The sequence below is a fragment of the Natrarchaeobius versutus genome (assembly GCF_041205745.1).
Lineage (GTDB): Archaea > Halobacteriota > Halobacteria > Halobacteriales > Natrialbaceae > Natrarchaeobius > Natrarchaeobius versutus.
This window is the reverse complement of the sequence record NZ_JBGFCC010000003.1, coordinates 194524-219101: the sequence shown is the minus strand read 5'-3', so window position 1 is coordinate 219101 and position 24578 is coordinate 194524. Positions and strand designations below refer to the sequence as shown.

The window sequence follows — 24578 nt, the reverse complement described above, 5'->3', positions numbered from 1 at the left end:
AAGTGAAAGTGCCGTACTGCGTCGGGCCGTTCGAGATTCTATCGGAGAGTTTAGATAGGAAGGGGAAGCCGCCGCGACCGATGGATAGGCGATGAGCCCACTCGTCCCGAGACGGCAAGCGCCTCGAAACGGGCGAACCTACGGTTTCGCTTCGCCCGGAGTCCACTCGAGACGGTACAGCCGCTCGTCCTCGCACCCGACATAGAGACACTGCTCGCCGACCGCGGGCGTGGCCGTGATCGGGGCCGCAAGCGAGTGATACCAGAGGTGATCGAACTCCTCGACGTCGATGCCGTAGAGCGAGCCGGTCGAGTCGCCGACGCAGACGACGTCGCCGACGACGACGGGATCCGAACGAATTGGGCCGTCGAGACCGATCCCTTTCTTCGAGAACAGCCAACCCCGGACCTTTCGCCGCCCGAACGTCGTGTCGGTGACGTGGAGATAGCCGTCGTCGGCGCCGACAAACGTCGTCCCGCCGTCCTCGAGTTCGTCGTCGACGAGGACCGTCGCCGAGGAGGTGAGCGAGCCCCGGACCTGATAGGTGAACCACGTCTGACCGGTATCGCCGCCGAGTGCGAGCAGGGTCCCGCCGTCGTCGGCGACGTAAACGCGGCCGTCGGCGACCGTCGGTCCGCCGGTTACGGCGCCGTCCGTCGGTACCGTCCAGCACTCTTCGCCCGCCTCGGCGTCGACCGCAACGGCGGTCTCGTCCTCGGTTCCGACGAAAACGCGCGCGCCGTCCCACTCTCGGTCGTCGTCGATCGCGGGCGTCCCGGCGACGGGTGCGTCAGTTTCGTAGGTCCAGACGAGTTCGCCCGTTTCGGCCTCGAGCGCCGAGAGACCGTCCTCGTGTCCGGCGTAAAGCCGTCCGTCGGATCGCGAGAGCGGCGTCGTGAGCGGGGCCGGCAGATCGGTCTCCCATAGCTCGTCGCCGGTCGCTGGGTCGGCCGCACGGACCGTCCCGCCGCTCGTTCCGAAACACACCCGTTCGCGCGTAACGACCGGCGCCGAATCGGTCGGCTCGACCGTCTCGAGCACCCAGCGACGGCGGCCGGTGTCGGCTTCGAGTGCGTACAGGTTTCCACGGTCCGTGCCCACGAAGACGGTGTCGCGGTCGAGGACCGGCGAACCGGCCGAGCCAGTAAGCTCCGCCGTCCACGTCTCCTCGATCCGGTACGGTCCCTCGACCTCGGGAACGATACCGGCGTTTCGTCGATCGGCCTTGAACTGGTTCCACTCCGTCACTGTGTCGACGTAGTGAACGGATCGGTATAATGGGTCCGACAGGCGACGACGATCCGCATGGGTGCAACGTCCTGCGGTAGTTGGTCGTGTTCGACGGCCGCCGAACCGGAACGGCCGAACGGTGGGAGACAGTCGGGGATGGATCGAGCGTGCGTGCCGAGCATCGTACTCCGGCCCAGACGGAGATCTCCGGGTGTGCAGTCGGATGGAAGGAAAGACAGGACGTCGGCGTGTGGGCCCGCCGCGGTGATCGTCGTCCCGCCGACGACTCGTAGGCGATGGGACGGTATGGCGGTACTCCCTACGTGGTTTGGGTTCGTCTGAGCGTCCCAGGGAGCGGTGAGGTTCGTCGTGCTGACGTCCTGGTATCCGCCAGTCGCGAAAACCCCCGACCAGTCCGTCGGCTCACCGGAACGAAAGACCGTTTCATACGGTTTGCTGTACCGATTCACCGGTGGTCTCGCAGGACGGGTCGCAGTCGCACCGGAAATGACTGACAGCAGACCGTCTCACTCCCAGGGATGAGTACCGCGTCGACTCGGCCACAGCGGGTACCAGTACTCCTTTTCGCGTTCGATCTCGAGTTCACCGTCTAAGGCCGCCTCGAGTTTGAACTCGGCGCTCGAGTCGCGCTCGCGGCCCGACTGGGGTGCGAAGGGGTAAAACGATCCCCGGCGGAAGGAGTAGATCCAATAGGCCGGATCGCCGCTCCGATGATCCTCGTAACCGAAGACGGCCGCGAGCAGTCGGGAGCCGTAGCCGTGTTCGACGAAGGTGTCCGCGGCGAAGTGCATGCTCGTGATGAGGTCCTCGGTGTCGTCGTCCTCTAGGATCACCCAGTGGTAGCCGTGGTCGTCCTCGGAGACCGAAAAGTCGGTTCCGGTCTCCTCGCGGCCGGCCTCGAGGATGGCCTCGACCTCGTCGACGGCCTCGCGAAAGCTGTTCGAGTCGACGCCGGAGAAACAGAGCGCGCCGACGCCGATGGCGTCGTAGCCGAGTTCGGCCTCCATCGTGAGGTAGGCGGTGCTCATCCCGAAGAGGTCGTCAGGGTCGGCGTCGCGTTTCGCGTCCGCTTCGGCGCGCAATCCGAGCGCGGCGCGGAGTCCGTCCAGCAGTCCCATAGGCTGTGAAACGAACCCGAGCCCTTAGAATGCACCTGTTGGTCGCGCGATCCGAACGTCTCCGGTCGGCGGTCGACGCCGACGATGGACGGACACTCGAGACAGGCGCGGCGTAGAACGGTGGCAAACGACACGTTGCGAGCGAACGCGACGTGGAATGACAGATAACGCGTCACGAGCAGGTATGACGTCGGAGTGACAAACGACACGAGAGAACACGACGTGAAACGACGCGAGAATCATCAGCGTACCTGACGAACACACCCGTTATAGGCCTCGAGCACGTACTAGAGTCGAATAGCCGACCGACCGAGACGCCGTTTACACGCCCGACGCACCCATGAAAACAATAGCGTCACCGAAAGCACCGCTTCCCGTTTCGACGCCCGACCACCTCGAGGAGCGCTCGCGCCGTGCCCGCGAAGAGTCGATGTCCGTTCTCCCGCTTGGCGACGGGCTCTACGAGGTCGAATCGGCCAGCGAACACACCTACCTCGTCGACCTCGAGGCGGGTCGGTGTACCTGCCCCGACCACGTCTTCCGCGGCGTTCGATGTAAGCACGTCCGCCGGATCGCGATGGAGATCACGGAAGGGCGAACGCCGCCGCCGGGCGAGGTTACCGTGGAGTGTCACGACTGCGGCGAGACGGTGTTCGTCGACGAAAGCGTTGCCACGATGTGGTATCGAGGCGGCGGTGAAGCCGCCGGTCCGTTCTACTGCGTAGACCACGCTATCGGGCCGGGCGATACGGTTCGAGACCGAGAGACTGGAAGCCGTCTCACTGTCGTCGACGTCTCCGAGTACCGCGCGGATGCGGTCGAGATTCGAGCGGCCGACTGCACCGTCGCCGAGTACGAGACGAACGAAGCGTACGACCCCGACGTCCCCGTCGTCGCCGCGGTCTACCCCCACGCCAGCGTAAAGCGCAACGGCGTCGTCCCGTCGTCGCTTACGGTCTACACCTTCCCGCGGACGCGTCTCGAGCGAGTCGTTCCGCCGTAACTGTTCGAGTCTCCGTCACTGCTCGAGTCCCCACTCCAGTCTCCGTCACTGCTCGAGTCCCCACTCCAGTCTCCGTCACTGCTCGAGTCCCCACTCCAGTCTCCGTCACTGCTCGAGTCCCCACTCCAGTCTCCGTCACTGCTCGAGTAACTCCGCGGCCTCCTCGACGTCCATCACGCCCTGTTCGACGGCGTTCAGGACGCGGAGGATCTCCTCGTTGGGGCCGTCGTCACCGCCGTCGCCGACCTCCTCGAGAGTCATCTTCTCGGATCGACCGACGAACTCGGGGAAGTCGACGCCGTCGGCGATGGCTGTCTCCTTTTTGACGCGGTAGTTACCGCCGTCGGTGACGTGGAGATCGGCCGGGTGAAAGAAGTACCAGTCCTCGCGGTCGAAGCGGATGCCGATGCGGGGTTTCGCGCCGAAGTTCTGTGCGAAGTAGATCAGCGCCTCGACTTCCTCGCCCGAGAGGTAGATCGGATCGCCGGAGCTGGATTTGGCCTCGATCGCGTAGAAGACCTCGCCGTCGCCCGCGAGAACGTCGGGGAGTTCCCGGTCGGTCGCCGCGCCGCTTGCGGGCGCACGCATCACCGCAAAGCCCGCCTCGTCGAGTTCGTTGACGAGTTCGCGCTCGCGGCGGTCGCCCTTCGCATGAGACATATCCACCACTCGCCGGCGGGGGGTATTAAAAGGACGGACGCAGGTCGGCGGGACCGAACACGAACCGATCCTCGAAGCCAACGGCGGCGCTACGAGAGGACGAACACGAGGTCGGCCACGACCGACTGCGCGGGGTCTTCCACCTCGAGACCGAACTCGAGGGCGAGATAGAGCAGGCCGAACTGGAACGCGTTGAACGCGGCGTGGGCGGCCGTCGGGACGACGAGGTTGTCGGTTTTCGCGTACAGGTAGCCGAAGATGAGCGAACCGCCGAAGACGACCGCGAGCGAGACGGTCGTCGCGAACAGTGCGTCCGGCCCGATCGAGAGGAGATCGCCGGAGGCGGCGAGGTACGCCGGAATGTGAACCAGCGCGAAGATGAGACTCGCGACGACGACGGCTTGCATCCGAGTGAACGCGTCGTAGAGGCGTTTTTGGATGACGTTTCGGAAGAGAAACTCCTCGGCGGGTGCGTTGAAAAAGAAGACGATGAGAATCATGACGAGGATCATCGTCTGGTCGCCAGCGACGTACTCCATTACCTGATTGTCCGTGGTGGGTAACGAGAGCAGTTGGACGAGGATGCTCACGAGGAAGTAGAAGGCGATGCTGCCGACGATCCCGACGAGGACGTAGATCCACCCGCGTCCCGTCGGCATCCGCCAGTCGACGTACGACCAGCCCCGGTCGGTCGCGGCGAGGTAGATCCCGCCGGCGAGGGCGAACCCGAGGAAGTTGAGCACCATGAGTGCGGTCCGCGCGGTGATCGAGGCATCTCCCGGCGACGTTATCAGCGCCGGATCCAGCAGAAACGCCGGCAACGTCGTCAGCTGGGTCGCGGCGATTCCGAAGATAGCGAGACCGATCGCGACGGCCGTCGCGACGATCGGACTGCCGTCGCGAACGCGCGAGGAGGTATCCATCTCTCGAGTGATACGGTCCAGTCGTAAGTCAGTGTGGTGGTTTTCCGAACCCGGACGATCGCTCACTCGAGTTCGATCGTCGTCGAATCGGCGGGTTGGTGGCGACCCTCGTGGCCGGCGACGAACGCTCGGATCTCGTACTCACCAGGTTCGGGAACGATCGACTCGTGTCGACCTCGAGTGCGTTCGAACCGCCCGTTCCAGGTAATTCGCGTGCGTTTTCGCTCGCCCCTGTCGAACGAAAACGCCGACGGCCGATCCCTGACGAAGCGTCGCTCGTCCGTCGCCTCGAGTTCGCCGTCGACGCTCCACCCCCAGCGTCGCCGGGTTGGCGTCGGAATCTCGACCGCCAGCGGGAGTCGGTTCCGAAACTCGACGGTGATTTCGACGGGATCGCCCGCCTCGTAGACGGCACGATCCGTCTCGACCGAGACCGAGATCGCTCGTCGGGCGATGGCGGTCGGAACGAGCGCCGAGAGGAGCGTCGCGACCGTCCACCGGGAGCCGTCGGTCTCGGGACTCGAAGCGCCACCGGAAGCCCGTTCGTGTGGCTTCGGACCGACCATGGGCGAGCAAGTCGCTCCTCGATACTAACGGTATCGAACGAGAGTTGACGGCGCGAGCGTTCGATGCTGGACCGCCCGACTGAATCCGCGATGCGATCGCTCGGATGGTCGACTCCTCGAGTGAGAACCGATCGTCGTCCGCGAGGAAGACGTAGCGAGACCCCCCAGTCTCCCGCCCCCCACTTCGGTTATCGCCAGGCCGTAAGCGTCGGTGCCGCCTCGGCCTGCATCGAGAGCCACGCGCCGTCCGCGGAGATGTCCGCGATAACGTACTCGTCGCGGTCGCTCGTGCCGGCAGAGTCGATCGAGCCAACGATGGTATCGTGTTCCGTCGTGGCGTGGGGGTTCGTCGCCATGTAAGAGAGTCACACACACCCACATATAAACTCGTCGAATTGGACTGTCCGATCAGTAAATCGGTCAGACGAGGGGACCGTCCTCGGGCGCGGGAAACACTGGGTTTATACTCATTTTCGCCGTAGCGTGGGGACATGAACGTAGCCGACGCGATGACGCCCCGCGAGGACGTGGTGACCGCCGAGTTGCCGGGCACTCGATCCGACGTCCTCGAGTACCTACAAGAGCGATCGTTCTCCTCGGTTCCGGTCGTCAAATCGACCGACGGCGGCCCGGAGTACCGCGGACTGATCTCGCGGGACGTCCTGATCGAACAGCCCGACGAAGACCAGCTCGTCATGCTGATGGACGACGTGCCGACGACGACTGCGGACACCGCGCTCCCGGACGTCGCGCGGACGATGGTCGAGGAGAGCGCGCGCCGCGTCCCCGTCGTCGACGGCGAGTTCGAGGGCATCGTCACGGTGACCGACGTCGTCCACGCGATCGCAACCGGCGACCAGGAGACCGACGAGACGGTCGATCGGTACGCGAGCGAGGACGTAAACACGACCTACGAGGGTGCGCCGTTGCCGGTCGCAGAGCGCGAACTCTCGTACGCAAACGTTCCCTACACCGTCGCGCTCGACGACGACGGGCGGATGAGCGGCGTCCTCACGGAGGTCGATATCATCGACGTCGCCCGCATCGTCGAGGGCGAAGAGGAGACCGGGAACAACTTCCCGGATCAGGACTCCCAGTGGTCCTGGGAGGGGATCAAGGGGGTCGGTAGCCGGTATCTCCCCACGCGAGACATCGAGATTCCCAACGGACCGGTCAACGAGTTCATGACCGACGAGGTCGTGACCGTCTCGGCGGAGACCTCGGTCCAGGAGGCCGCCCAGCGCATGATCAGCGAGGACATCGAACAGATCCCGATGGTGACCGGCGAACAGCTCGTCGGTATCGTCCGGGACGTCGACATTCTCGAGGCACTCTATGAGTAAGCAAGAACACACCGACGCGGACGGATCCGAGGCGGCGCCAACGAGCGAGAAACTGGTCGAACTGGCGAAGCGACGCGGCTACTTCTTCCAGTCGTCGGGAGCCTACGGCGGCGTCGGCGGCTTCTACAGCTTCGGCCCGCAAGGTGCCGCGCTGAAGGGCAACGTCGAGGACGCCTGGCGCGACCGCTTCGCCGTCGCGGAGGGCAACATGGAGATCGACGCGCCGACGATCATGCACGAGCCCGTCTTCGAGGCGTCGGGACACCTCGAGGGCTTCGACGACATGCTAATCGAGTGTCCGGAGTGTGGCGCGAGCACTCGAGCCGATCACCTCGTCGAGGACAACACGGAGTACGAGGACGCAGAGAGCCTCCCCATTCCGGAAGTCGAGGAGATCATCGCCGAGTACGAACTCGTCTGCCCCGAGTGTGGCGCGGGCCTCGCGGACGTCGCCGTCGAGGACTTCAACCTCATGTTCGCGACGAACATCGGCCCGGGCGACGCCCAGCCCGGCTACCTGCGCCCGGAGACGGCCCAGGGCATCTTCGTCGAGTTTCCCCGTCTGAAGGAGTACGCACGCAACCAGCTCCCCTTTGGCGTCACCCAGATCGGCCGCGCATACAGAAACGAGATCAGCCCCCGGCGCTCGATCATCCGAACCCGGGAGTTCACCCAGGCCGAACTCGAGTACTTCGTCGATCCCGAGGAAAACGAGCCTGATCTCGAGTCGGTCGCGGACGTCGAAGTGGTGCTCTACCCGGCTAGCGAACAGAACGAAGAGGACGGCGAGGTGCTCGAGACGACCATCGGCGACGCCGTCTCCGAGGGTATCATCGGCGACTCGTGGGTGGCGTACTTCCTCGGCGTCGCGAAACCGTGGTACGAGTCGGTCGGCGTCGACATGGACCGGTTCCGGTTTCGCCAGCATCTCTCGGGCGAACGCGCCCACTACGCGGCGGACTGCTGGGACGCCGAGGGCGAAATAGACGGGAACTGGATCGAACTTGCGGGCTTTGCCTACCGGGGCGATTACGATCTCTCGAAACACGCCGAACACTCCGGCGACCGCTTTACGATCTTCAAACAGTACGACGAACCAAAGACCGTCGAGCGTGCCACGGTCGACCCCGACATGAGCTACCTCGGACCCGAGTTCGGCGGCGACGCCCAGGCCGTCGTCTCCGAACTCGAGACCCTCGCAGCCAGAGATCGAGCCGCTTTCGAGGGCGACACGGTCGAAATCGAACTCGAGGGCGAAACGCACGAAATTCCCGTCGAGCACACCGGCTTCGCGGTCGAAGAGCAGACCGAAGCCGGCGAGCACGTCGTTCCCCACGTCGTCGAACCCTCCTTCGGCGTCGACCGACTCGTCTACACCGTCCTCCACCACGCCTACCGCGAAGACGAAGTCGCCGGCGAAGAGCGGACGTATCTCGAACTCGAGCCGGAGGTCGCGCCAACGTTCGTCGGCGTCTTCCCGCTCCAAGGCGACGACGAGCTCCTCGCCCAAGCCGAGGAGATCGTCGCCGATCTGCGCGGTTCGGGCCTCTCGGTCACCTACGACGACTCGGGGAACATCGGCCGGCGCTACCGCCGCCAGGACGAGGTCGGCACGCCGTTTTGCGTGACCGTCGACTTCGAGACGGTCGAGAACGAGGAGACGACCGTGACGGTCCGCGAGCGAGATACGACCGAACAAAAACGACTCTCCATCGACGAACTGGCCGAAACGCTCGCCTCCATTCGGGAAGGCGACCTCGAGTTCGACGAGCTGTAACCCGCTCCGTACCGACGGACTGAAGGTCACCACCTTCGAGGGGTGACGTGATGGCCGACGAACTGAAACGACGGCTGGTCCACGCGAGTGGCTCCGGTCTCGTCGCGCTCTATCTCGTCGCGAGTTACCTCGAGGTCGGGCTCACCTGGGAGCACTTTCGCGTCCTGATGGTCGTCCTCGCGGTCGGCGCCATCGCCCTCGAGTTCCTCCGGCTTCGCGTCGGCCTCGAGTGGTGGATCTACGACAAACTCACGCGGGAGTACGAGCAAGATCAGTTCGCCGGCTACGGCTACTACATGCTGAGCATGACGGTCGTCGTGGTCCTCTTTCCGCCCGCGATCGCGCTCCCGGCGATGTTGATGCTGGCACTCGGCGATCCGATAAGCGGTGCGGTCTCCGATAACACGCTCAGACGGGTCAAGGGACCAAAGGTGCTCGTCACGATGTTCGTCGTGAGCGCGGTGATCGCCGCGCCGTTTCTCGCCAACCCGATCGCCGTGCTCGCGGCGGCGCTCGGAGCGACCGTCGCCGACGGGATCAAAGTGCAGATCGGCGACTTCATCGTCGACGACAACCTGACGATCCCCATCTACGCCGCCGTAGCCGCCTGGCTCGTCCTCGCATTCGGTCCCGTCTAACCGGCGTTCGGTAACGCTGTCAGCCGACCGGGCGCCGACTCGACGCCGTCTCGCTCCCGACGCGGCCACGATATCGGCAAGGCCGTACCGTTGTGGAGCCCTGATGACGGTCGCCGCGCAAGCGAAACTACCACCGTGTCCCGACTGTTGGGTCTCGAGCGAACGTCATCGGCGAGGGACGTCCTGGCGGACGGCCGCGGGAAGATCCTGGTCGCCGTTGCGGCCGGCTGGTTCCTCTCGATCGGCGTTCGACTCGCGTACCCGGTGTTGTTGCCGTTTCTCCAGTCGGATCTCGAGCTGGGATTGACGGGCGCCGGCGTCTTACTGTCGATCCTCTGGCTTGCGTACGCGCTCGGACAGCTCCCCGGTGGCGTCCTCGCGGATCGGCTCGGCGAGGGAAACGTCCTCGTCGTGAGCACGCTCGTCTCGGCGATCGCCCTCGGCGCCGTCGCGATCGTCGACACCGCACACCTCGTCTTCGTCGCGACGGCCGCGTTCGGCCTCGGAACCGCACTGTACGGCGTCGCCCGCTACACCATCCTCTCGGACGTCTTCCCCGAGAACGAGGGAGCCGCGATCGGCGTCACGCTGGCGGCGGGCGAAGTCGGCAACGCCGTCCTCCCCCTCGTGGCCGGCGCGATCGCCGCGACGCTCGCCTGGCAGTACGGCTTCGGACTCGCCGTTCCCGCGTTCGGGCTCGCGGCGCTTTTGCTGTGGCGCGCCGTCCCCGGGCGAACGTCCGGCGAGACGAGCGCCGTCGACGCCATCTCGAACGAGACGGTTCGCTACGTCGCCTCGGAGCTACGGCGTCGGCCGATCGTCGTCGTGACGGCGATTCAGGTGCTCGTCTACTGCGTCTGGCAGGCGTTTACGGGCTTCTATCCCACCTACCTGATCGAGGTCAAAGAGCTCTCCCCGGCGGTCGCAACGGGGCTGTTCAGCGCCTTCTTCGCGCTCGGGATCGTCGTCCAGCCGCTGACGGGCGGGGTGTACGACCGGATCGGCGCGCGGCGATCGCTCCCGGTCGTCCTCGGGATCGTCGCGGTCGCGCTCGTCGCACTGCCGTTTCTCGAGGGATTCTGGCCGCTCGTCGCGGGGACGATACTGCTCTCGAGCATCCTCGGCTACGGGACGATCACCCTGCCGTACATGACCGCCGCCTTTCCCCAGGACATGAAAGGGACCGGGCTCGGCTTTCTCCGGACGTTCTACATGACGGTGGGGGCCGCGAGCCCGGTGTTGTTCGGCGCGTTCGCCGAACGAGGGTTCTTCGATCAGGGGTACTTCGTGCTCGCGGGCTTTGCAATCGTCGCGATCGTGCTCACGTGGTGGCTTCCGGAGTTGTGACAGCTACGGCCGATCGGTCGAGTCTACTGCCGGTCGCGAGTCACGCGTTCAGCCGCCAGATTTCGAAGTTGAGTACCGCCGCGAACGTTACCCACGCGAGGTACGGGACGAGCAACAACGCCGCGCGGCGGTCGACCCGCCGGAACGCGCCGATCGTCGCCACGACCAGCGCCCAGAGGATCGAGATGACGGCCAGACCCACCAGCGGCGACTCGAGCGAGAAGAACGCGGGCGTCCAAGCGACGTTGAAGACCATCTGGAGGGCGAACAACCCGATCGCGAGCCGTCGTCCCCCGGCGTCGGATCGCCAGACGAGCCACAGCGCCACGCCCATGAGGACGAACAACAGCGTCCACACCACCGGAAAGGCGATCTCCGGCGGGTAGAAGAACGGCTTCTCGAGGCGCTGAAACCAGGGTGTGTCGGGACTCGAGAGGATGCCGGGGACGCTCCCGACGACGTTTACCAGGACGACGAAACCGATCGCTCGAAGGACCGACCCGGGGTCGGGGAGCCGTGATTCGCTCGTTCGAGTCGCCATACGCCGAGTACGTATCGAACCGTCTTGGAGCCACGGCCTACACTCGACGGATCATTCTCGAGCGACGCCGACGCGCTCGCGAGTGCCGACGCCGTCGACGGAACGCTCCTCGTCGGTGCCGACGGCAACGTCGGCGGCCTCGAAGACCGAATCGAACGGTTCCGGGACGAACCAGCCTGAGACGGGCGGCTGTCCGTGCGAACCGCTTCACTTCCACCCCGCTTTACGAATCCTTAACAGCGCCGACGGCAAACGACGGACAATGGCAACGACGGACGAGGGGACGGAGCCGCCGTCGATCGAGCACCCGCTTCTCGAGCCGGACTTTCTCGAGCGCCGGCTCTACCAGCTGAAACTCGCCGGGACGGCCGCCAACGACCACACGCTGGTCTGTCTACCCACCGGACTGGGGAAGACGACGGTGAGCCTGCTCGTGACCGCGCGGCGACTCGAGGAGGTCGGCGGGACCTCGCTCATGCTCGCGCCGACGAAACCGCTCGTCCAGCAACACGCGGAGTTCTACCGGGAAGCCCTCAAAATACCAGCGGAGGAGATCGTCGTCTTCACGGGCGACGTCAGCCCCGACGACCGCGCCGAAACCTGGCAGGAGGCGACGGTCGTGATGGCGACCCCGCAGGTGATCGAGAACGACCTCGTCGGCTCGCGAATCTCGCTTGCCGACGTCACTCACTGCACGTTCGACGAGTGCCACCGTGCGACCGGCGATTACGCCTACAACTACATCGCCGAACGCTACCACGCCGACGCGGACCAGCCGCTGGTCACCGGAATGAGCGCATCCCCCGGCGGCGACGAGGAGGCCATCCTCGAGGTCTGTGAGAACCTCGGCATCCGGGAGGTCGAGGTGATGACCGAGGAGGACGCCGACGTCGCAGAGTTCACCCACGACACCGACGTCGAGTGGGAGCGCATCGACCTTCCCGAGGAGGTACTCGAGATCCGGGACGCGCTCAACGACGTCGTCAGAGACCGCCTCGAGAAGTTAAAAGAACTCGGCATCGCCTCCTCGACCCAGCCTGACCAGTCCCAGAAGGACCTGAATCGGATGCGCGCCGAACTCCAGCAGTTGATCGACAACGACCAGTCGGAGGGGTTCGAGGGGATGTCGATCCACGCGGAGGTCATGAAGCTTCGCCAGGCGGTCACCCTGGTCGAAACCCAAAGCGTCGAGGCCCTGCGGCGGTACTTCGAACGCCAGCGCAACCAGGCGCGGTCGTCGGGTGCCTCGAAAGCGAGCCAGCGTCTCGTGAGCGATCCGCGGGTTCGCGAGGCGATGCGCCGGGCCGAAGATTTCGACCAACTACACCCGAAGTACCGTAAGGCCCGGATGCTCCTCGCCGAGACGCTGGGACTCGAGGGCGGCGAACGGGTCATCGTCTTCACCGAATCGCGGGATACGGCGGAGGCACTGACCGACTTCCTCTCGGAAAGTTTCGACGCCAAGCGGTTCGTCGGCCAGGGCGACCGCGAGGGATCGGACGGAATGACCCAGAACCAACAACAGGAGGTGCTCAACGACTTTCGTGCGGGCGAGTTCGAGGTGCTCGTCTCGACGTCCGTCGCCGAGGAGGGACTGGACGTCCCCGAGGTCGACCTCGTGCTCTTTTATGAACCCGTCCCGACGGCGATCAGGTCGATCCAGCGCAAGGGACGAACGGGCCGCCAGTCGGAGGGTCGGGTCGTCGTACTCATGGCGGAAGACACCCGCGACGAGGCCTACTTCTGGATCTCCCGCCGGCGCGAGAAGGAGATGGAGAGCGAACTGCGCGAGTTGAAGGGAATGGCCGAGAACCTCGAGGAGGAACTCGACGACTCCCAGCAGTCGCTCGCGGATTTCGACGCGAATCAGAGCGAAGCGGAAGTGAACGTCGAAGCCACCGAACCCGACGCAGGCGGCGACTCTTCCAGTGGAAGCGAGGGGGGTCGCACACAGCCCGGACTGCAAGAGTTTGGGGAAACTAACTCGAATTCGGGTACCAGCGACGACTCCGCGAGTTCGGCAGACATCGGCGGTGACGAAGACGTCGAAACGCACGCTCCTTCCGCCGAGGGCGACGCGATCGAAATCGTCGCGGACCAGCGCGAGATGGACGCCAACATCGCCCGCGACCTCTCGAGGCGCGAGGAGATCGAGATTCGCCTCGAGACGCTCGACGTCGGCGACTACGTCCTGTCCGATCGCGTCGTCGTCGAGCGCAAATCGGTCGCCGACTTCGTCGACTCGCTCGTCGGCGGCGACCGGTCGGTGTTCGAGCAGGTCGGTGCGATGACCCGCCACTACTCGCGGCCGATCGTCGTCGTCGAGGGCGACGGGCTCTACGATCAGCGTGACGTCCACCCGAACGCGATCCGAGGTGCGCTCTCGAGTCTGGCCGTCGACTTCGGCGCCTCGATTCTGCGGACCGAAAGCGAGGCAGAGACGACCGAACTACTCGCCGTGATCGCCGGCCGCGAACAGGAGATCGGGGACCGCGAAGTGTCGGTTCACGGCGAGAAGCAGGCCAAAACGCTGGGCGAACAACAGGAGTACGTCGTCTCCTCGATCGCCGAGATCGGTCCCGTCACGGCCCGCTCGTTGCTCGCGGAGTTCGGGACGGTCGAGGCGGTGATGATCGCCAGCGAGGAGGAGCTACAGGAGGCCGACGGCGTCGGCGCGGTGACGGCAGAACGGATCCGTGAGGTCGTCGGAGGCCAGTACACAGGTGGGAAGTGAACGTGGCGGACGAGATCGGGGGGAAACGAACGGGGATCGAAGCGCTCCGAGCGTTCGTCGTCCGCGCCCACCGAAACGGGTACGCGACGGGGGACGCGGAACGCGACGCGGAGGAACTCGGAAAGCGCCTCGAGTACAGCGACGGCGAGTTCCGATACGTCGACCGATACTCGGGGTCGCGGTCGTTCGTGGGCCACGAGACGGTGTTCCGGGACGGGGAACCGGTCTGGGGGATGCACTACCACGGACGGCCGAGGGTCGAGGGCGTCGACCACGAGCCGATCTACGCGTTCCTCCGCCGGGCGCTTGCCGCCGACTCGGCGACGTCGCCGTTCCGCGGACCCCCCACGTTCGAGGACGAGCGGTTTCGCTACGCGACCGAGGTCCGGGGCGACCTCGCGCGGTTTTCGGGAACGGAGCGGATCGAGTGCCTCGAGAACGGAGAAACGGTGTATCGAGGACGGTTCGGCGGCTGTCTCCTCGAGTGAGGCCGATCGCGAAACGGAGAGCATCGCCGAAGCGGCGGGTGGCCGCCGTCGTACTCGACGGTCCGACGAGTCGATGCGACGATCCCGTTCGGCGACGATGAACAGAAAATATATATCATACGGCTCGGGATACTGCGAGAGATACCCGGTCGTCCCTCCCGAATCGGCCCCGCGAACCGACGACGCGCCGGTCGATCGATATTCGGCCGGGAACCGAGCGCGAACGGAATCGAGCCCACGATGACGAGCCAGAAAGGACCGACGACCACGAACGAACAGCAGACGGTCGGTTACGGGATAGACCCATTCAACGACCAGACGGTCGTGAACCGATGACTCCCGAGCTGTCGCTTCGCCGGGCGGATCTCTCCGCTCGAGTCCGCGAGGGCGTTGCGGATCGCGTTCGGGTTGATACCCGAACGCTCGCCGTGTTCCGGGTGTTCGTCGGGATACTCGCCCTGGCCGATCTGGCGGCCCGAAGTCGGAACTTCTCGTACTTTTATACGAACGACGGTGTGGTCCCGCAGACACTCGCACACGACCTCTCGTCCAGCGGTGCGTTCTCGTTTTATCACTACACGACCGATCCGACGGTGATCGCCGCGTTGTTCGTCGTCCAGGCGCTGATCGCGATCCAGTTGATCGTCGGCTACAAGACCCGTATCGCGACGATCCTGACGTTCCTGTTCGTCATCTCGCTCGATCACCACAACCCCCTGGTGACGAGCTACGCCGACATTCTGTACCGACTGCTGTTGTTCTGGGCGATCTTCCTCCCGCTGGGCGAGCGGTGGTCGGTCGACGCCGTCCAGGCCGACCGCGAGCCGCGAGCGAGCGTCGCGAGCCTCGCCTCGGCGTTGATCCTGGTCCAGATGATCTACATGTACATCCACAACGGGGTCCACAAGATGGAATCCGATCTGTGGACCAGCGGGGACGCGACCCCGCTGATCATGGGGCTCGACGACATGACGTTCCTGCTCGCGGAGCCGATCCGGCAGTTCCCGACGCTACTCCAACTCGGCGGGCTGAAGTGGTACTACATGTTGCTGTTCTCGTGGGTGCTCCTCCTCGTCGTCGGCCGAAAGCGGATGATACTCGTCTTGCCGTTCGTCATCGCCCACGCGTCGTTCGCCGTGACGGTCCGGATCGGTGCGTTCGCCTACGTTGCCATCGCCGGATTGCTCATGTTCTTCCAGGCACAGGCCTGGGAAGACGCCAAGACGCTGTTGGGCTACGCCAACGTCGACCCGTCGCGGATCGCCGATCGGCTCTCCCGACTCGAGCGCGTCGCCGACTACTTCCCGACGATCCGATTCGACGACGAACGGCTGTCACAGGTGAGGGGGGCAGTGTACGACGTAAGTCTGGCAGTCGTCGCCGCCTCGCTGATCATCTTCTTGCTCTTTACGCACGCACCGATGGGAGCGGTCGTCGGCGACGACGTCAACCCTAACGACGAAATCGATAGCACGCTATCGATCGTCGCCGCCGACCAACCGAACTGGACCATCTTCGCGCCCCACCCGCGTACGTCCGACCGGTACTACGTGTTCCCCGCGAAGACGGCCGATGGCGATCTGATCGACGTCTACAACGATCGGCCGCTCACCTACGACAGACCCTACGACCAGCTACAGCAACAGTACGGCACGTATCGCGAGCGATTCTACATGAACAGCATCCGCCGGGGCGGCTCGAGCGCCGGCAACGACGCGCCGGACGTGATGGCCGAACGACTCTGTGAGACGTGGGAAGAGGAGTACGGTATCGAGCTGACCCACGTGAACATGTACTACGTCACCGAGGACATCACGATGGAGACCATCGACGACCACGAGGAGCGCGAACGCTACGCGACGCTCATCCAGAAAAATACCTGCGGTGACGAACACGATCCGATGGAGATCGGCCCGCCACCGGACGACCTGTGAGCGTCCGAACCGGTGACCGGAACCCTGAACTACGGGCCGACCCAAGTTCGAACAACTGATGAGTGAAGAGGTTCCGGACGATCGGACGACCGCAGACGTGGTTCCCGAGGATGGCGCGATCGTCCTCTTCGACGGCGTCTGTAATCTCTGTACCGGCTTCGTCCAGTTTCTCATCCCTCGCGATCCCGAGGGAGTCTTCTACTTCGCTTCCCTCCAGTCCGACGTCGGCCAGCAACTCGTCGACGACTACGGCCTCGGTAATCACGACCTCGACTCGATCGTCCTCATCGAGGGCGAGAAGGCGTACGTGAAATCGACGGCCGCACTCCGGATCGGGGTGCTCCTCGGCGGCGTCTACCGCCTGGCCGGACCGCTTCGATACCTTCCGCGTCGGCTCCGGGATTTCGGCTACGACGTCGTCGCGGCCAACCGATACCGGCTGTTCGGCAAGAAAGAGCAGTGTATGATGCCGAGCGAGGACGTGCAGTCACGATTTCTCGACTGACTAGAACCCTCGGCCCCCTAGCGGAGCGCGTTCAGCGTCTCGCTCGCCTCCCGGGCGGCTTCGAGACACTCGCGCGCGTGGCGGGGGTCGTCCGCGGCCGCGGCCTCGCCGGCGAACTTCTCGAGTGCGCGAACGAGCGAGTCGCGAGCGGCCTCGAGATCGCCGTCGACCGCGGGCTGGGCGGGACGACGACCGGCCGACTCGTCGGCGACCGGAGGACTCGACTCGTTCCCGACTGAGGACGACCGAGCGACCGTGTTCGGCGCTTCTCGGTGCGAATCGTCCGTCGATCGTGACGTGTCCGATCCGCGCACTCGAGACGGCGATCCGGTGTGGTCGTCCGACTCGGTTCGAGCCCGTTCCGATCGGCTGGGCTGATCCTGGCGACTGGGCTGATCCGGTCGGGCCGTCTCGGAATCCCGTCGATCGGGTTCCGTCGTCTCCGCCTCGAGTGGTTCTGACGACGTGGATTCCCCGGCGATGGATTCGACATCGGCCGGCTGAGATGCCCCGTTTTCGCCGTCGGCCGATCCGTGGTCCGTCGACGGCTCCTCGGTCGACGCCTCGTCCGTCGACTGGGCCTCGAGATCGGTGCCCTCGACGGCCTCGGCAGAGCCGTGACAGCTCGGACAGAACGTTGTCCCGTTTTGTTTGAACAACGGATCGCCACAGGTCCCACAGTGAGAGTTCGTCATCGTCGCCCCCTTGAGCAGGAGGTCGCTCATCCGCTGGGTGGCCTCGCGCTCTTTCTTGTCGCGTTCGTACTTCTTCCGAAGCTTCTCGCGCTCGGCTTCCTTGTCGAAGTCGCTCATGTCCGTCTACAGGACCTCGGGCGTCGAAAAGGCTACGACACGGACGGGTCAAACAGCGGTTTGACCCAGGGCAGTGTATTTGTACCGAACGGTTCAATCGAAGAACATGGCAGGCCTCCGACGCGATAACGCTCGAGACGGACACCTCCAGCGGCGAAGCGCGCTCGCGGCCGTGGCGACGGCCCTCGCCGGTGTTGCCGGCTGTTTCGCCGAACCAGCGGAGACGGATGCGAGCGATGCGGATTCGAGCGGAGACAGGTCGAAAGCCGAACTCGAGGAACGCGAGAACGCCACCGAGGTGAACCGCGAGGACGAACACGAGACCGACGAGGAGGAGTCGGACGAGAGCGAGAACGGAGCCGACGAGTCGTGGCCGGCGTTCGGCTTCGACGCCGCAAACACGGGCTCCGGTCCCGACCTGACTGGACCAACGACGAGCGGCGTCTCGTGGATTTTCGACGGCGGGACGCCGACGATGAACTGTTCGCCGATCGTCTCCGACGGCGTCGTCTACACGGCCGCGACGGGCGGTGACGGGGGCCTGTACGCGATCGACGGCGGCTCGGGCGAGCACCGCTGGGAGTTCGAGACCGCCGGTTACGCGAGCAGTGCCCCGGGATTCGACGGCAAGCGCCTCTACGTCGGGACGTGGGACCATCGGTTCCACGCCGTCGACGCCGACACCGGAGACGAAATCTGGACGCTCCAGCCCGGCCACCGGTTCGGCGACTCCTCGCCAGCCGTCGTCGACGGCGTCGTCTACGTCGGCTCCTACGGCGACGCCCCAATGGTCGTCTCGGGTCCGGACGACGAAGACGAGTTCGAGGCACCTGCGATCTTCGCACTCGAAGCCGAGACGGGAGAAGAGCGGTGGCGCTACGACGCGTTCGACGATCGAGAGAGCGTCTCGTCTTCCCCCGCGGTCGCCGACGGACTCGTCTTCGTCGTCAGCCCCGACGGCGAGTTGCTGGCGCTCGAGGCCGACAGCGGGGACGAGCGCTGGCGGCGCGATCTCCGAGCCCACTCGGACGTTTCGCCAACGGTCATCGACAGCGTGGTCTACTGTCCGGGTCGTCCAGACGACGACGAAATGCGCGAGAACGACGAGGTCCGCGGTAAGCTGTGGGCACTCGAGACGGGGACGGGCGAGACGCGGTGGTCGGCCGACCTGAGCGAACTCAGTCTCCGAACGTCGCCGGCGGTCGACGACGGCGTGGTCTACCTGGCGGGGTCGACGGTGGAGGCGTGTCCCGGGTTGGCGGAGGACTGCGAGGCCGAATCGTCGGGAACGCTGTACGCGATCGACGCCGAGTCGGGCGAGGGACGCTGGGAGGCCGACCTCGCGGCCGATACGCGATCCTCACCGGCGGTCGCGGACGGGACGGTGTACGTCGGCAACGGCACCGCGATGTCCGCGATCGGCGGCGACGGCGAGCCGCGATTCGAGGTCGACTTCCGGGAGCACGAATCCGACGACGACGAGGTCCGGTATCTCAACTCCTCCCCCGCGGTCGCCGACGGGCGGGTGTACGTGGGGACCAGCGACGGGCGGCTGTACGCGATCGGCGACGCGACGTGATCGCGAGCGACGTCCACCTCGAGCGCCGGGTTCGACACCGCCGTTACTCGAGCGCCCCAGGTGGCGACGGTGCGAACCGTCCCCTCGACGCTGGCTTCACTCAGTTCGGCGAAACATCCCCTTCGATTCGGGGCGCGTCTCCTCGTAGCCGAATCGCTCGTAGAAGCCGTCGACGTCCGCCATCAGGTTGACGTAGGCGTTCGGCGGCGCCGTCTCCTCGAGATACCCCTCGAGGGCGTCCATGATTTTGGTCCCCAACCCTCGGCCCTGGTGGTCCGGGTGGACCGCCATATCGGTGATCTGGTAAACCGTGCCGTCGTCGCCGACGATCCGACCCATGCCGACGACCTCGCCGGTCGGCTCGTGGACCGCGATCACGCCGTACAGCGAGTTCGGGAGTCCGCACTCGACTCCCTCGAGCGACCGTGGCGGCATGCCGGCGGCCTCCCGAAGCGCGAGGAACGTGGCGGGTTCCGGAAGTTCCTCGTGAATCGCGTATCGGTCGGTGGACTCGACTGTGTTGGACATGAGTGGGACACGGGCGCGTCGTCCGAAATCGATGTTGGTCTCGCGTTTCGATCGCTCCGACGGCCGATACCGTGTTTCGAAGGCGCTGACGGCGACAACTGTTCTCTCGACCCTCCCGGATCGACTCGATCCACTCTCCAAAACGAACGCCGGCTCGAGTCCGCGTCGGCTCGAGCTATTCCGCCTCGAGACGGCCGAGACGACCGCCGTTCCGATTCTGGAGCGTGATCGTCGCGGAGCGGGGAACGAACGAGTCCGGACGGTCGAAACGCTGGGCCATCGTGTACTCGAGCGTTTCGGCGTCAGCGAGCGAGTCGGGAAGATCGGCCCACGGCTCGACGTCGACGACCGTGGACAGTCCGCGGAGGCCGGTTCGCTCCGGCCCGCCCAGTTCGAACGAGAGTGACGCGGCGTCCGCGGCGGGACGGCTGATCTGGACGGCGAGGAAGCCATCGGAGTCGAAGTCAGTTTCGTCGGCGAACTCGACTACCGGTTCGGTTCCCGTGATGCGGTCAGTCTCGCTCTCGTCCGTGAGAATCGCCGCGATACCGGCGTCGTTCGCTGGGTCGCGCTCGTCGATACGAACGTCGCCGGGGCGGTGGAGCGATCCGACGCCGATGCTCCAGGAGATCCGGGAGACGGCGTCGAGACATCCGGCGGTCGCACCGACCACCCCAACGACGCTAGCGCGAAGGAGGGCTCTGCGGTTCACGAGCGATAGTTGTCAGTACGGAACCATATACTGTTGCATTTTCACACGCTCGAGGACGACACCAGCAACGCGCTCGAGGACGGTTCCGGTCGAAGCTGTGAACAACGACGCTCGAGGACGGTTCCGACCTTCCCGCGGGCGAAACGTCCCGGTTCCGGCTATCCGGAAACGGCGGCCTCGAGCGCCCGAACGGCCTCTGCGGGCGTCTCGACGATCTCGATCTCGAGATCGTCGATCTCGTGGGTTCCGAGGCCGACGACCGGCCGACCGTAGATCGCGGCGAAGCCGATCTCCGAGAGCGTGCCGGCGCTGCCCGCCAGGGCGATCACGCCGTCGCCGTTCATCGGGACGAGCGCGTTTCTGGCGTGGCCGAGCCCCGTCGCGATCGGGACGTCGACGTACTCGTTGGCCGCCTCCCGACGGTCGCCGGAGAGGATCCCGATCGTGGTTCCTCCCTCGGCTTTGACGCCCTGGCAGACGGCGGCCATCGTCCCGCCGCGGCCGCCACAGACGACCGTGTGCCCGCACGCTCCGAGTTCGCGACCGACGTTCTCGGCCACCACTCGCTCCCGATCCGTGATCGTTCCGCCGCCGATAACGCTGACGCGCATACGGGCTCGTTGTCGGGACGACGCCTTGACTCGATCGACCGATTCAGCGAGGGGGCGAGTCCTCGATCCGATCGGCCGGTTCGTTAGTAACGAGCCCGCGACTCGAGCGACCGCTTCGTCGTCAGTTCGCTCGAGTCATCCGCCTCACCCACATCACTCGACGGGACGCAGGGAGTTCTCGAGGAGCCACTCGCCGATCCGCTCGCCCTGGTCGCGGCCGTCGACCATCGCCGAACGGAAGTGGTTTCCGAGGTAGATTCGGCTGTCGATCGACTCCTCGAGGGCCGCCGAGAGGCTGTCGTAGGATCGGACCACGCCCTCGTCTTCCCCCGACGTGCCGGTCCGGACGTTCGACCCGAACTCGAAGGCGTACTCGTCGCTCCCGAGGACGCCCTCGAGGACGGCACAGCCGGCTCCGCCGTAGGCGGCGAGCGTCGACGTGTACTCCGGAGAGCCGCCCGTCGAGAGCGGCGACCAGGATCCGTCGGCGTGGGTCTCCGTGTTGCCGTCGCGGTCGGCCTCGTGGATCGCCGTCCGCGGGCGCCAGAAGCCGTACTCGTACTTGGCTTCCGAGCCCGCGATACCGGCGTCGGCCAGCGCCAGACTCAGCAGTGCGAACAGCCGGCACTCCTCGACGATGGACAGCGACTCGTCGACGACGAGCTTCTGGGTGACGACGTTCCACATGTTCGGCGGCCGAGGCGAACCCGGCGCGCCGCGCCAGAAGGCGGCGATATCGACGTGTGCCTGTGGGCGATCCGCGGCGTCGTTACCCAGTTCGTAGACCTCCCACCAGTCGTCTGCGTACGCCTCGCTCTCGAGGGCTGGCGGGCCGGCCGGCCGGAACTGATCGCGGGAGTTCATCGCCCACGGTTCGATCCGGGCGTGAACCGGGTTCCAGTCCCGGCGAAAACAGCCGGGCTGGGATGGCTCCTCGCAGGGGATGTAGATACCAGTCGTGTACTCGTCGTCGCGGTGCTCGAGCAACGCTTTCGCGACCGTCCGTCCCCACTGCTCCCCGGCGTCGACGTCCCCGCCCGTCGCCGCCGCGAGCGTCGCCTGGAGGTCGTCGTCGAACTCGCCGCCGTACAGTTCCGTCATCGACTCGTGGGCCGCGCCGATGGCCGCGGCGAGGGCCGACGCGTCTCCGGGGGCCTCCGCAGGATCCACGAGGTACGGCTCGAAGTGATCGTCGCCGGCCGCCGCCGCGACGCCGTTTGCCGCGTCGTACATCGCGACGTTCAACAGCGCACCGCGACGCGTCGGAGCGAAGTTTCCGCCACGGAAGTGCTGGATCTCCTCGACGAACCGTTCGTTCCACAGACACAGCGGCTCCTCGGCCGGCGTCACGCCGGTTCCGAGAACCTCGGTACAGCCGGCGAATCCGACGACTGCGCTCGTTCCGGTGGCCGCGAGTACCGAGCGTCGGCTCCACGAGTCGGGGGCGCCGTCCGCATCGCTCGAGGACGAACCACTATCGGCTCGTCTCGAGCGTGAGCGCTGACGTTCACTGCGGGTCCGTCCAGAGATGTATCGCGTGATCGGTCCGATCATACTACGGTGAGTAGGGCTGGCGTTGTTCGATGCCGTCGGGCGTTACGAAGATTCGCTGGCCGGTCTCGACGTCCTCGAACGTTCGTTCGGTTCCGTCGGGCCACGTCACCCGGAGTTCGTCGACCGTTTCGGCCTCACCGAACCCGAAGTGTAACGTTCGCGTATCCTGTGACTGGTAGTCCGCTCTGGCGTTTCGGACGCGTAGTTGCGTCTCGCCGTCGGCGGTCGCCTCGACGGTCGTCCCGAGGGTCGTCTGCTCGAGCGTTTCGCTCCCGCCCACGACGACCTGTAAGCTGTCGCCCTGGTCGCCGTCGTTGCTGTAGAGGCGGTATCGAGCGTCGTTTGCCGCGACGGCGACGTCCATCGATCCGCTCGTATCGTAATCTAACGCGGCGACGCCGCGTTCGTCGACCTCCTCGAACCCAATCTCGCTCGTGTTGAGCCGATGGAACTCGCCGTCCTGCTGGGCGAACAGCATCGCGCGGACGAACGTCGGCTCGTCCCCGTCGAAGCGAACCTCGAACTGGGTCGCGTGGAAGACGTCGACCTGACCGTCGCTGTCGAAGTCCTCGACGGCCGATCCCCAGCCCCAACCGCCTTCGTTCAGGCCGCGCTCGGCCGCCTGGTCCTCGAACCCGTCCTCGGTGCGCACGAGCAGGTTGTTCCCCTGGTTGCGGTCGCCGATCCGCGAGGTCATGAAGTCGACGAACAGCTGGCGCTGGGAGTCGGGAATCTCGGCCCAGCGACTCTGTGGAAAGTAGATGTTCGTCACGAAGAGCTCGAGTTGACCGTCGCCGGTGACGTCGACGGCCTGTGAGGACATCCCGTTGCGGTCCGTCGCCTCGCCGAGGTACTCGCGCTCGAAGGTGCCGTCGCCCGCGTTGTAGTAAACCTCGTCCTCGAAGAAGTCGTTCGCGACGTGGATGTCCGGATTGCCGTCACCGGTCAGGTCGACGAAGCTAGTCGCCATGCTCCAGTGTTCGCCCTCGATCCCGGCGTCGTCGACCCGCTCGAAGCCGTCGCAATCGCCGTAGTACAGCGCGTTCGGCTGGCCGTTGTCCTCCTCGGCGGTCAGATTGAGGTAGTGTTGCCACCCCATCGGCTGTTCGTCGAGCCAGTCGTTGTAGTCGATGACGAAGACGTCGGGACAGCCGTTGCCGGTCGCGTCGGCCGCCGTCGCCGACACCGGAACGACGAACTCGTCGTCGAAGCCGACGTCGCGCTCGCGGAACGTCCCCTCGTCGTTCTCGAGGAACACCGGCGTGTCGCCGCGACGCAAGAGGAACAGGTCCTCCCAGCCGTCGTTGTCGTGATCGACAAAGAGCGCGCCCTGGACGGTTCCCTCGACTGGCGGGAGGTCGTCGGATCGCTCGAACTCGCCGTCGACGTTCTCGAACAGGACCGGCTGTCCGCCGCCGATCGCGAGCAGATCCGTCTCGAGGTCGTTCGTGTAGTCGACCGCGTAGATGCCGTCGTTGCCGTTGATCGCCCCGATGCCGATCGACTCGTACTCGAGGTTCGCCTCGGCGGAGACCTCCTCGAAGGCGTAGTCGTCCGTCGTCGGTTCGGGAGGCTCGCTGCCGAATGGGCTCGTCTCCTCGAGCGCGCCGCCGACACAGCCCGAAAGCAGGATAAAAACCGCGAGACAGCAGACACCCATTCGGTAACGCATACCACAGCATCCTCCCGTTCACATTATAAATTATCCGGTTACGAGTGATGTTTTCGAATCGAACGCGAACTTCGACGTCGCGAGATGGCCCGACGATTTCGGTCGATTTCCGCACCGATGTGTGGAAAACCCGGACGAATCTCGGGTTTGGCGGACCGGCGGACGGACATCCGCTTCGAGTCGGTTCGGACCGCTCGAGTCGATCCGTGCGGTCGCTCGAGAGGGGTCGGTCGACCTGCCCGTCGATGTTCGACAGTTGTCGATGTTAATGACGTCAAATCG

Annotated in this window: 24 protein-coding genes; 11 read left to right on the top strand and 13 right to left on the bottom strand. The window is 65.4% G+C overall.

The annotated features are described in order from the left end of the window. Positions 1–138 precede the first annotated feature (138 nt). Positions 139–1248 carry an outer membrane protein assembly factor BamB family protein gene (locus AB7C87_RS09035; protein WP_369729109.1) on the bottom strand — a complete coding sequence of 370 codons (1110 nt, stop codon included), beginning with the start codon at positions 1246–1248 and terminating at the stop codon, positions 139–141. Positions 1249–1757: 509 nt separating this feature from the next. Beyond that, a complete protein-coding gene (gene pspAB, locus AB7C87_RS09030) occupies positions 1758–2369 on the bottom strand; it encodes a PspA-associated protein PspAB (RefSeq protein ID WP_369729108.1) in 612 nt (203 codons plus the stop codon). A gap of 340 nt (positions 2370–2709) precedes the next feature. Between pspAB and AB7C87_RS09025 the strand changes: the two genes are divergently transcribed. Further along, positions 2710–3372 (top strand): SWIM zinc finger family protein, encoded by a 663-nt coding sequence (locus AB7C87_RS09025; protein WP_369729107.1) that lies wholly within the window; start codon positions 2710–2712, stop codon positions 3370–3372. A 135-nt stretch (positions 3373–3507) separates the two neighbouring features. Here AB7C87_RS09025 and hjc read toward each other — a convergent pair whose 3' ends face one another. The 4 genes from hjc to AB7C87_RS09005 all read right to left on the bottom strand — a co-directional run bounded on the left by hjc (position 3508) and on the right by AB7C87_RS09005 (position 5877). Next, complete coding sequence (gene hjc, locus AB7C87_RS09020) at positions 3508–4032, bottom strand: Holliday junction resolvase Hjc (RefSeq protein ID WP_369729106.1); 525 nt, start codon at positions 4030–4032, stop codon at positions 3508–3510. Positions 4033–4121: 89 nt separating this feature from the next. Then, on the bottom strand, positions 4122–4955 hold the full coding sequence (locus AB7C87_RS09015) for a CPBP family intramembrane glutamic endopeptidase (protein ID WP_369729105.1): 834 nt from the start codon (positions 4953–4955) through the stop codon (positions 4122–4124). A gap of 62 nt (positions 4956–5017) precedes the next feature. Next, on the bottom strand, positions 5018–5521 hold the full coding sequence (locus AB7C87_RS09010; protein ID WP_369729104.1) for a DUF7974 family protein: 504 nt from the start codon (positions 5519–5521) through the stop codon (positions 5018–5020). Positions 5522–5709: 188 nt separating this feature from the next. After that, positions 5710–5877 (bottom strand): DUF7556 family protein, encoded by a 168-nt coding sequence (locus tag AB7C87_RS09005; RefSeq protein WP_369729103.1) that lies wholly within the window; start codon positions 5875–5877, stop codon positions 5710–5712. Positions 5878–6012: 135 nt separating this feature from the next. On the opposite strand from AB7C87_RS09005, the gene AB7C87_RS09000 reads away from it, so the two are divergent. The 4 genes from AB7C87_RS09000 to AB7C87_RS08985 all read left to right on the top strand — a co-directional run bounded on the left by AB7C87_RS09000 (position 6013) and on the right by AB7C87_RS08985 (position 10626). Next, on the top strand, positions 6013–6864 hold the full coding sequence (locus AB7C87_RS09000; RefSeq protein ID WP_369729102.1) for a CBS domain-containing protein: 852 nt from the start codon (positions 6013–6015) through the stop codon (positions 6862–6864). Next, on the top strand, positions 6857–8641 hold the full coding sequence (glyS, locus tag AB7C87_RS08995) for a glycine--tRNA ligase (protein ID WP_369729101.1): 1785 nt from the start codon (positions 6857–6859) through the stop codon (positions 8639–8641). Before AB7C87_RS09000 ends, glyS begins: the two co-directional genes overlap by 8 nt. A gap of 50 nt (positions 8642–8691) precedes the next feature. Continuing rightward, a complete protein-coding gene (locus AB7C87_RS08990; RefSeq protein ID WP_369729100.1) occupies positions 8692–9279 on the top strand; it encodes a dolichol kinase in 588 nt (195 codons plus the stop codon). Between the two features lie 135 nt (positions 9280–9414). Beyond that, positions 9415–10626 carry an MFS transporter gene (locus tag AB7C87_RS08985; RefSeq protein ID WP_369729099.1) on the top strand — a complete coding sequence of 404 codons (1212 nt, stop codon included), beginning with the start codon at positions 9415–9417 and terminating at the stop codon, positions 10624–10626. 40 nt (positions 10627–10666) lie between these two features. Here AB7C87_RS08985 and AB7C87_RS08980 read toward each other — a convergent pair whose 3' ends face one another. Beyond that, the gene (locus AB7C87_RS08980) at positions 10667–11167 is read right to left on the bottom strand and encodes a TspO/MBR family protein (protein WP_369729098.1); all 501 of its coding nucleotides are present in this window, start codon (positions 11165–11167) and stop codon (positions 10667–10669) included. 24 nt (positions 11168–11191) lie between these two features. On the opposite strand from AB7C87_RS08980, the gene AB7C87_RS08975 reads away from it, so the two are divergent. The 5 genes from AB7C87_RS08975 to AB7C87_RS08955 all read left to right on the top strand — a co-directional run bounded on the left by AB7C87_RS08975 (position 11192) and on the right by AB7C87_RS08955 (position 16828). Then, the gene (locus AB7C87_RS08975) at positions 11192–11347 is read left to right on the top strand and encodes a hypothetical protein (RefSeq protein ID WP_369729097.1); all 156 of its coding nucleotides are present in this window, start codon (positions 11192–11194) and stop codon (positions 11345–11347) included. An 82-nt stretch (positions 11348–11429) separates the two neighbouring features. Further along, positions 11430–13901, top strand: a complete 2472-nt coding sequence (locus AB7C87_RS08970; protein ID WP_369729096.1) for a DEAD/DEAH box helicase — start codon at positions 11430–11432, stop codon at positions 13899–13901. 2 nt (positions 13902–13903) lie between these two features. Further along, positions 13904–14389, top strand: a complete 486-nt coding sequence (locus AB7C87_RS08965) for a DUF5680 domain-containing protein (RefSeq protein WP_369729095.1) — start codon at positions 13904–13906, stop codon at positions 14387–14389. A 332-nt stretch (positions 14390–14721) separates the two neighbouring features. Continuing rightward, on the top strand, positions 14722–16323 hold the full coding sequence (locus AB7C87_RS08960; protein ID WP_369729094.1) for an HTTM domain-containing protein: 1602 nt from the start codon (positions 14722–14724) through the stop codon (positions 16321–16323). Between the two features lie 58 nt (positions 16324–16381). Beyond that, positions 16382–16828 (top strand): thiol-disulfide oxidoreductase DCC family protein, encoded by a 447-nt coding sequence (locus tag AB7C87_RS08955; RefSeq protein ID WP_369729093.1) that lies wholly within the window; start codon positions 16382–16384, stop codon positions 16826–16828. Between the two features lie 17 nt (positions 16829–16845). Here AB7C87_RS08955 and AB7C87_RS08950 read toward each other — a convergent pair whose 3' ends face one another. Next, a complete protein-coding gene (locus AB7C87_RS08950; RefSeq protein WP_369729092.1) occupies positions 16846–17640 on the bottom strand; it encodes an Sjogren's syndrome/scleroderma autoantigen 1 family protein in 795 nt (264 codons plus the stop codon). 106 nt (positions 17641–17746) lie between these two features. Here AB7C87_RS08950 and AB7C87_RS08945 point away from each other — a divergent pair, with 106 nt between their 5' ends. Further along, positions 17747–19219 (top strand): outer membrane protein assembly factor BamB family protein, encoded by a 1473-nt coding sequence (locus AB7C87_RS08945; RefSeq protein ID WP_369729091.1) that lies wholly within the window; start codon positions 17747–17749, stop codon positions 19217–19219. 96 nt (positions 19220–19315) lie between these two features. Here AB7C87_RS08945 and AB7C87_RS08940 read toward each other — a convergent pair whose 3' ends face one another. From AB7C87_RS08940 to AB7C87_RS08920, 5 genes are all read right to left on the bottom strand, one after another. Then, positions 19316–19747: a GNAT family N-acetyltransferase gene (locus tag AB7C87_RS08940; protein ID WP_369729090.1), complete on the bottom strand. Its 432-nt coding sequence runs from the start codon at positions 19745–19747 to the stop codon at positions 19316–19318. Between the two features lie 175 nt (positions 19748–19922). Further along, entirely contained in the window at positions 19923–20459 is a 537-nt protein-coding gene (locus tag AB7C87_RS08935; RefSeq protein WP_369729089.1) for a hypothetical protein, read from the bottom strand. Between the two features lie 158 nt (positions 20460–20617). Further along, positions 20618–21070 carry a TIGR00725 family protein gene (locus AB7C87_RS08930; protein ID WP_369729088.1) on the bottom strand — a complete coding sequence of 151 codons (453 nt, stop codon included), beginning with the start codon at positions 21068–21070 and terminating at the stop codon, positions 20618–20620. Between the two features lie 153 nt (positions 21071–21223). Then, positions 21224–22624 carry a vanadium-dependent haloperoxidase gene (locus tag AB7C87_RS08925; protein WP_369729087.1) on the bottom strand — a complete coding sequence of 467 codons (1401 nt, stop codon included), beginning with the start codon at positions 22622–22624 and terminating at the stop codon, positions 21224–21226. A 1-nt stretch (position 22625) separates the two neighbouring features. Then, positions 22626–24296: a CRTAC1 family protein gene (locus AB7C87_RS08920; RefSeq protein ID WP_369729086.1), complete on the bottom strand. Its 1671-nt coding sequence runs from the start codon at positions 24294–24296 to the stop codon at positions 22626–22628. Positions 24297–24578 lie beyond the last annotated feature (282 nt).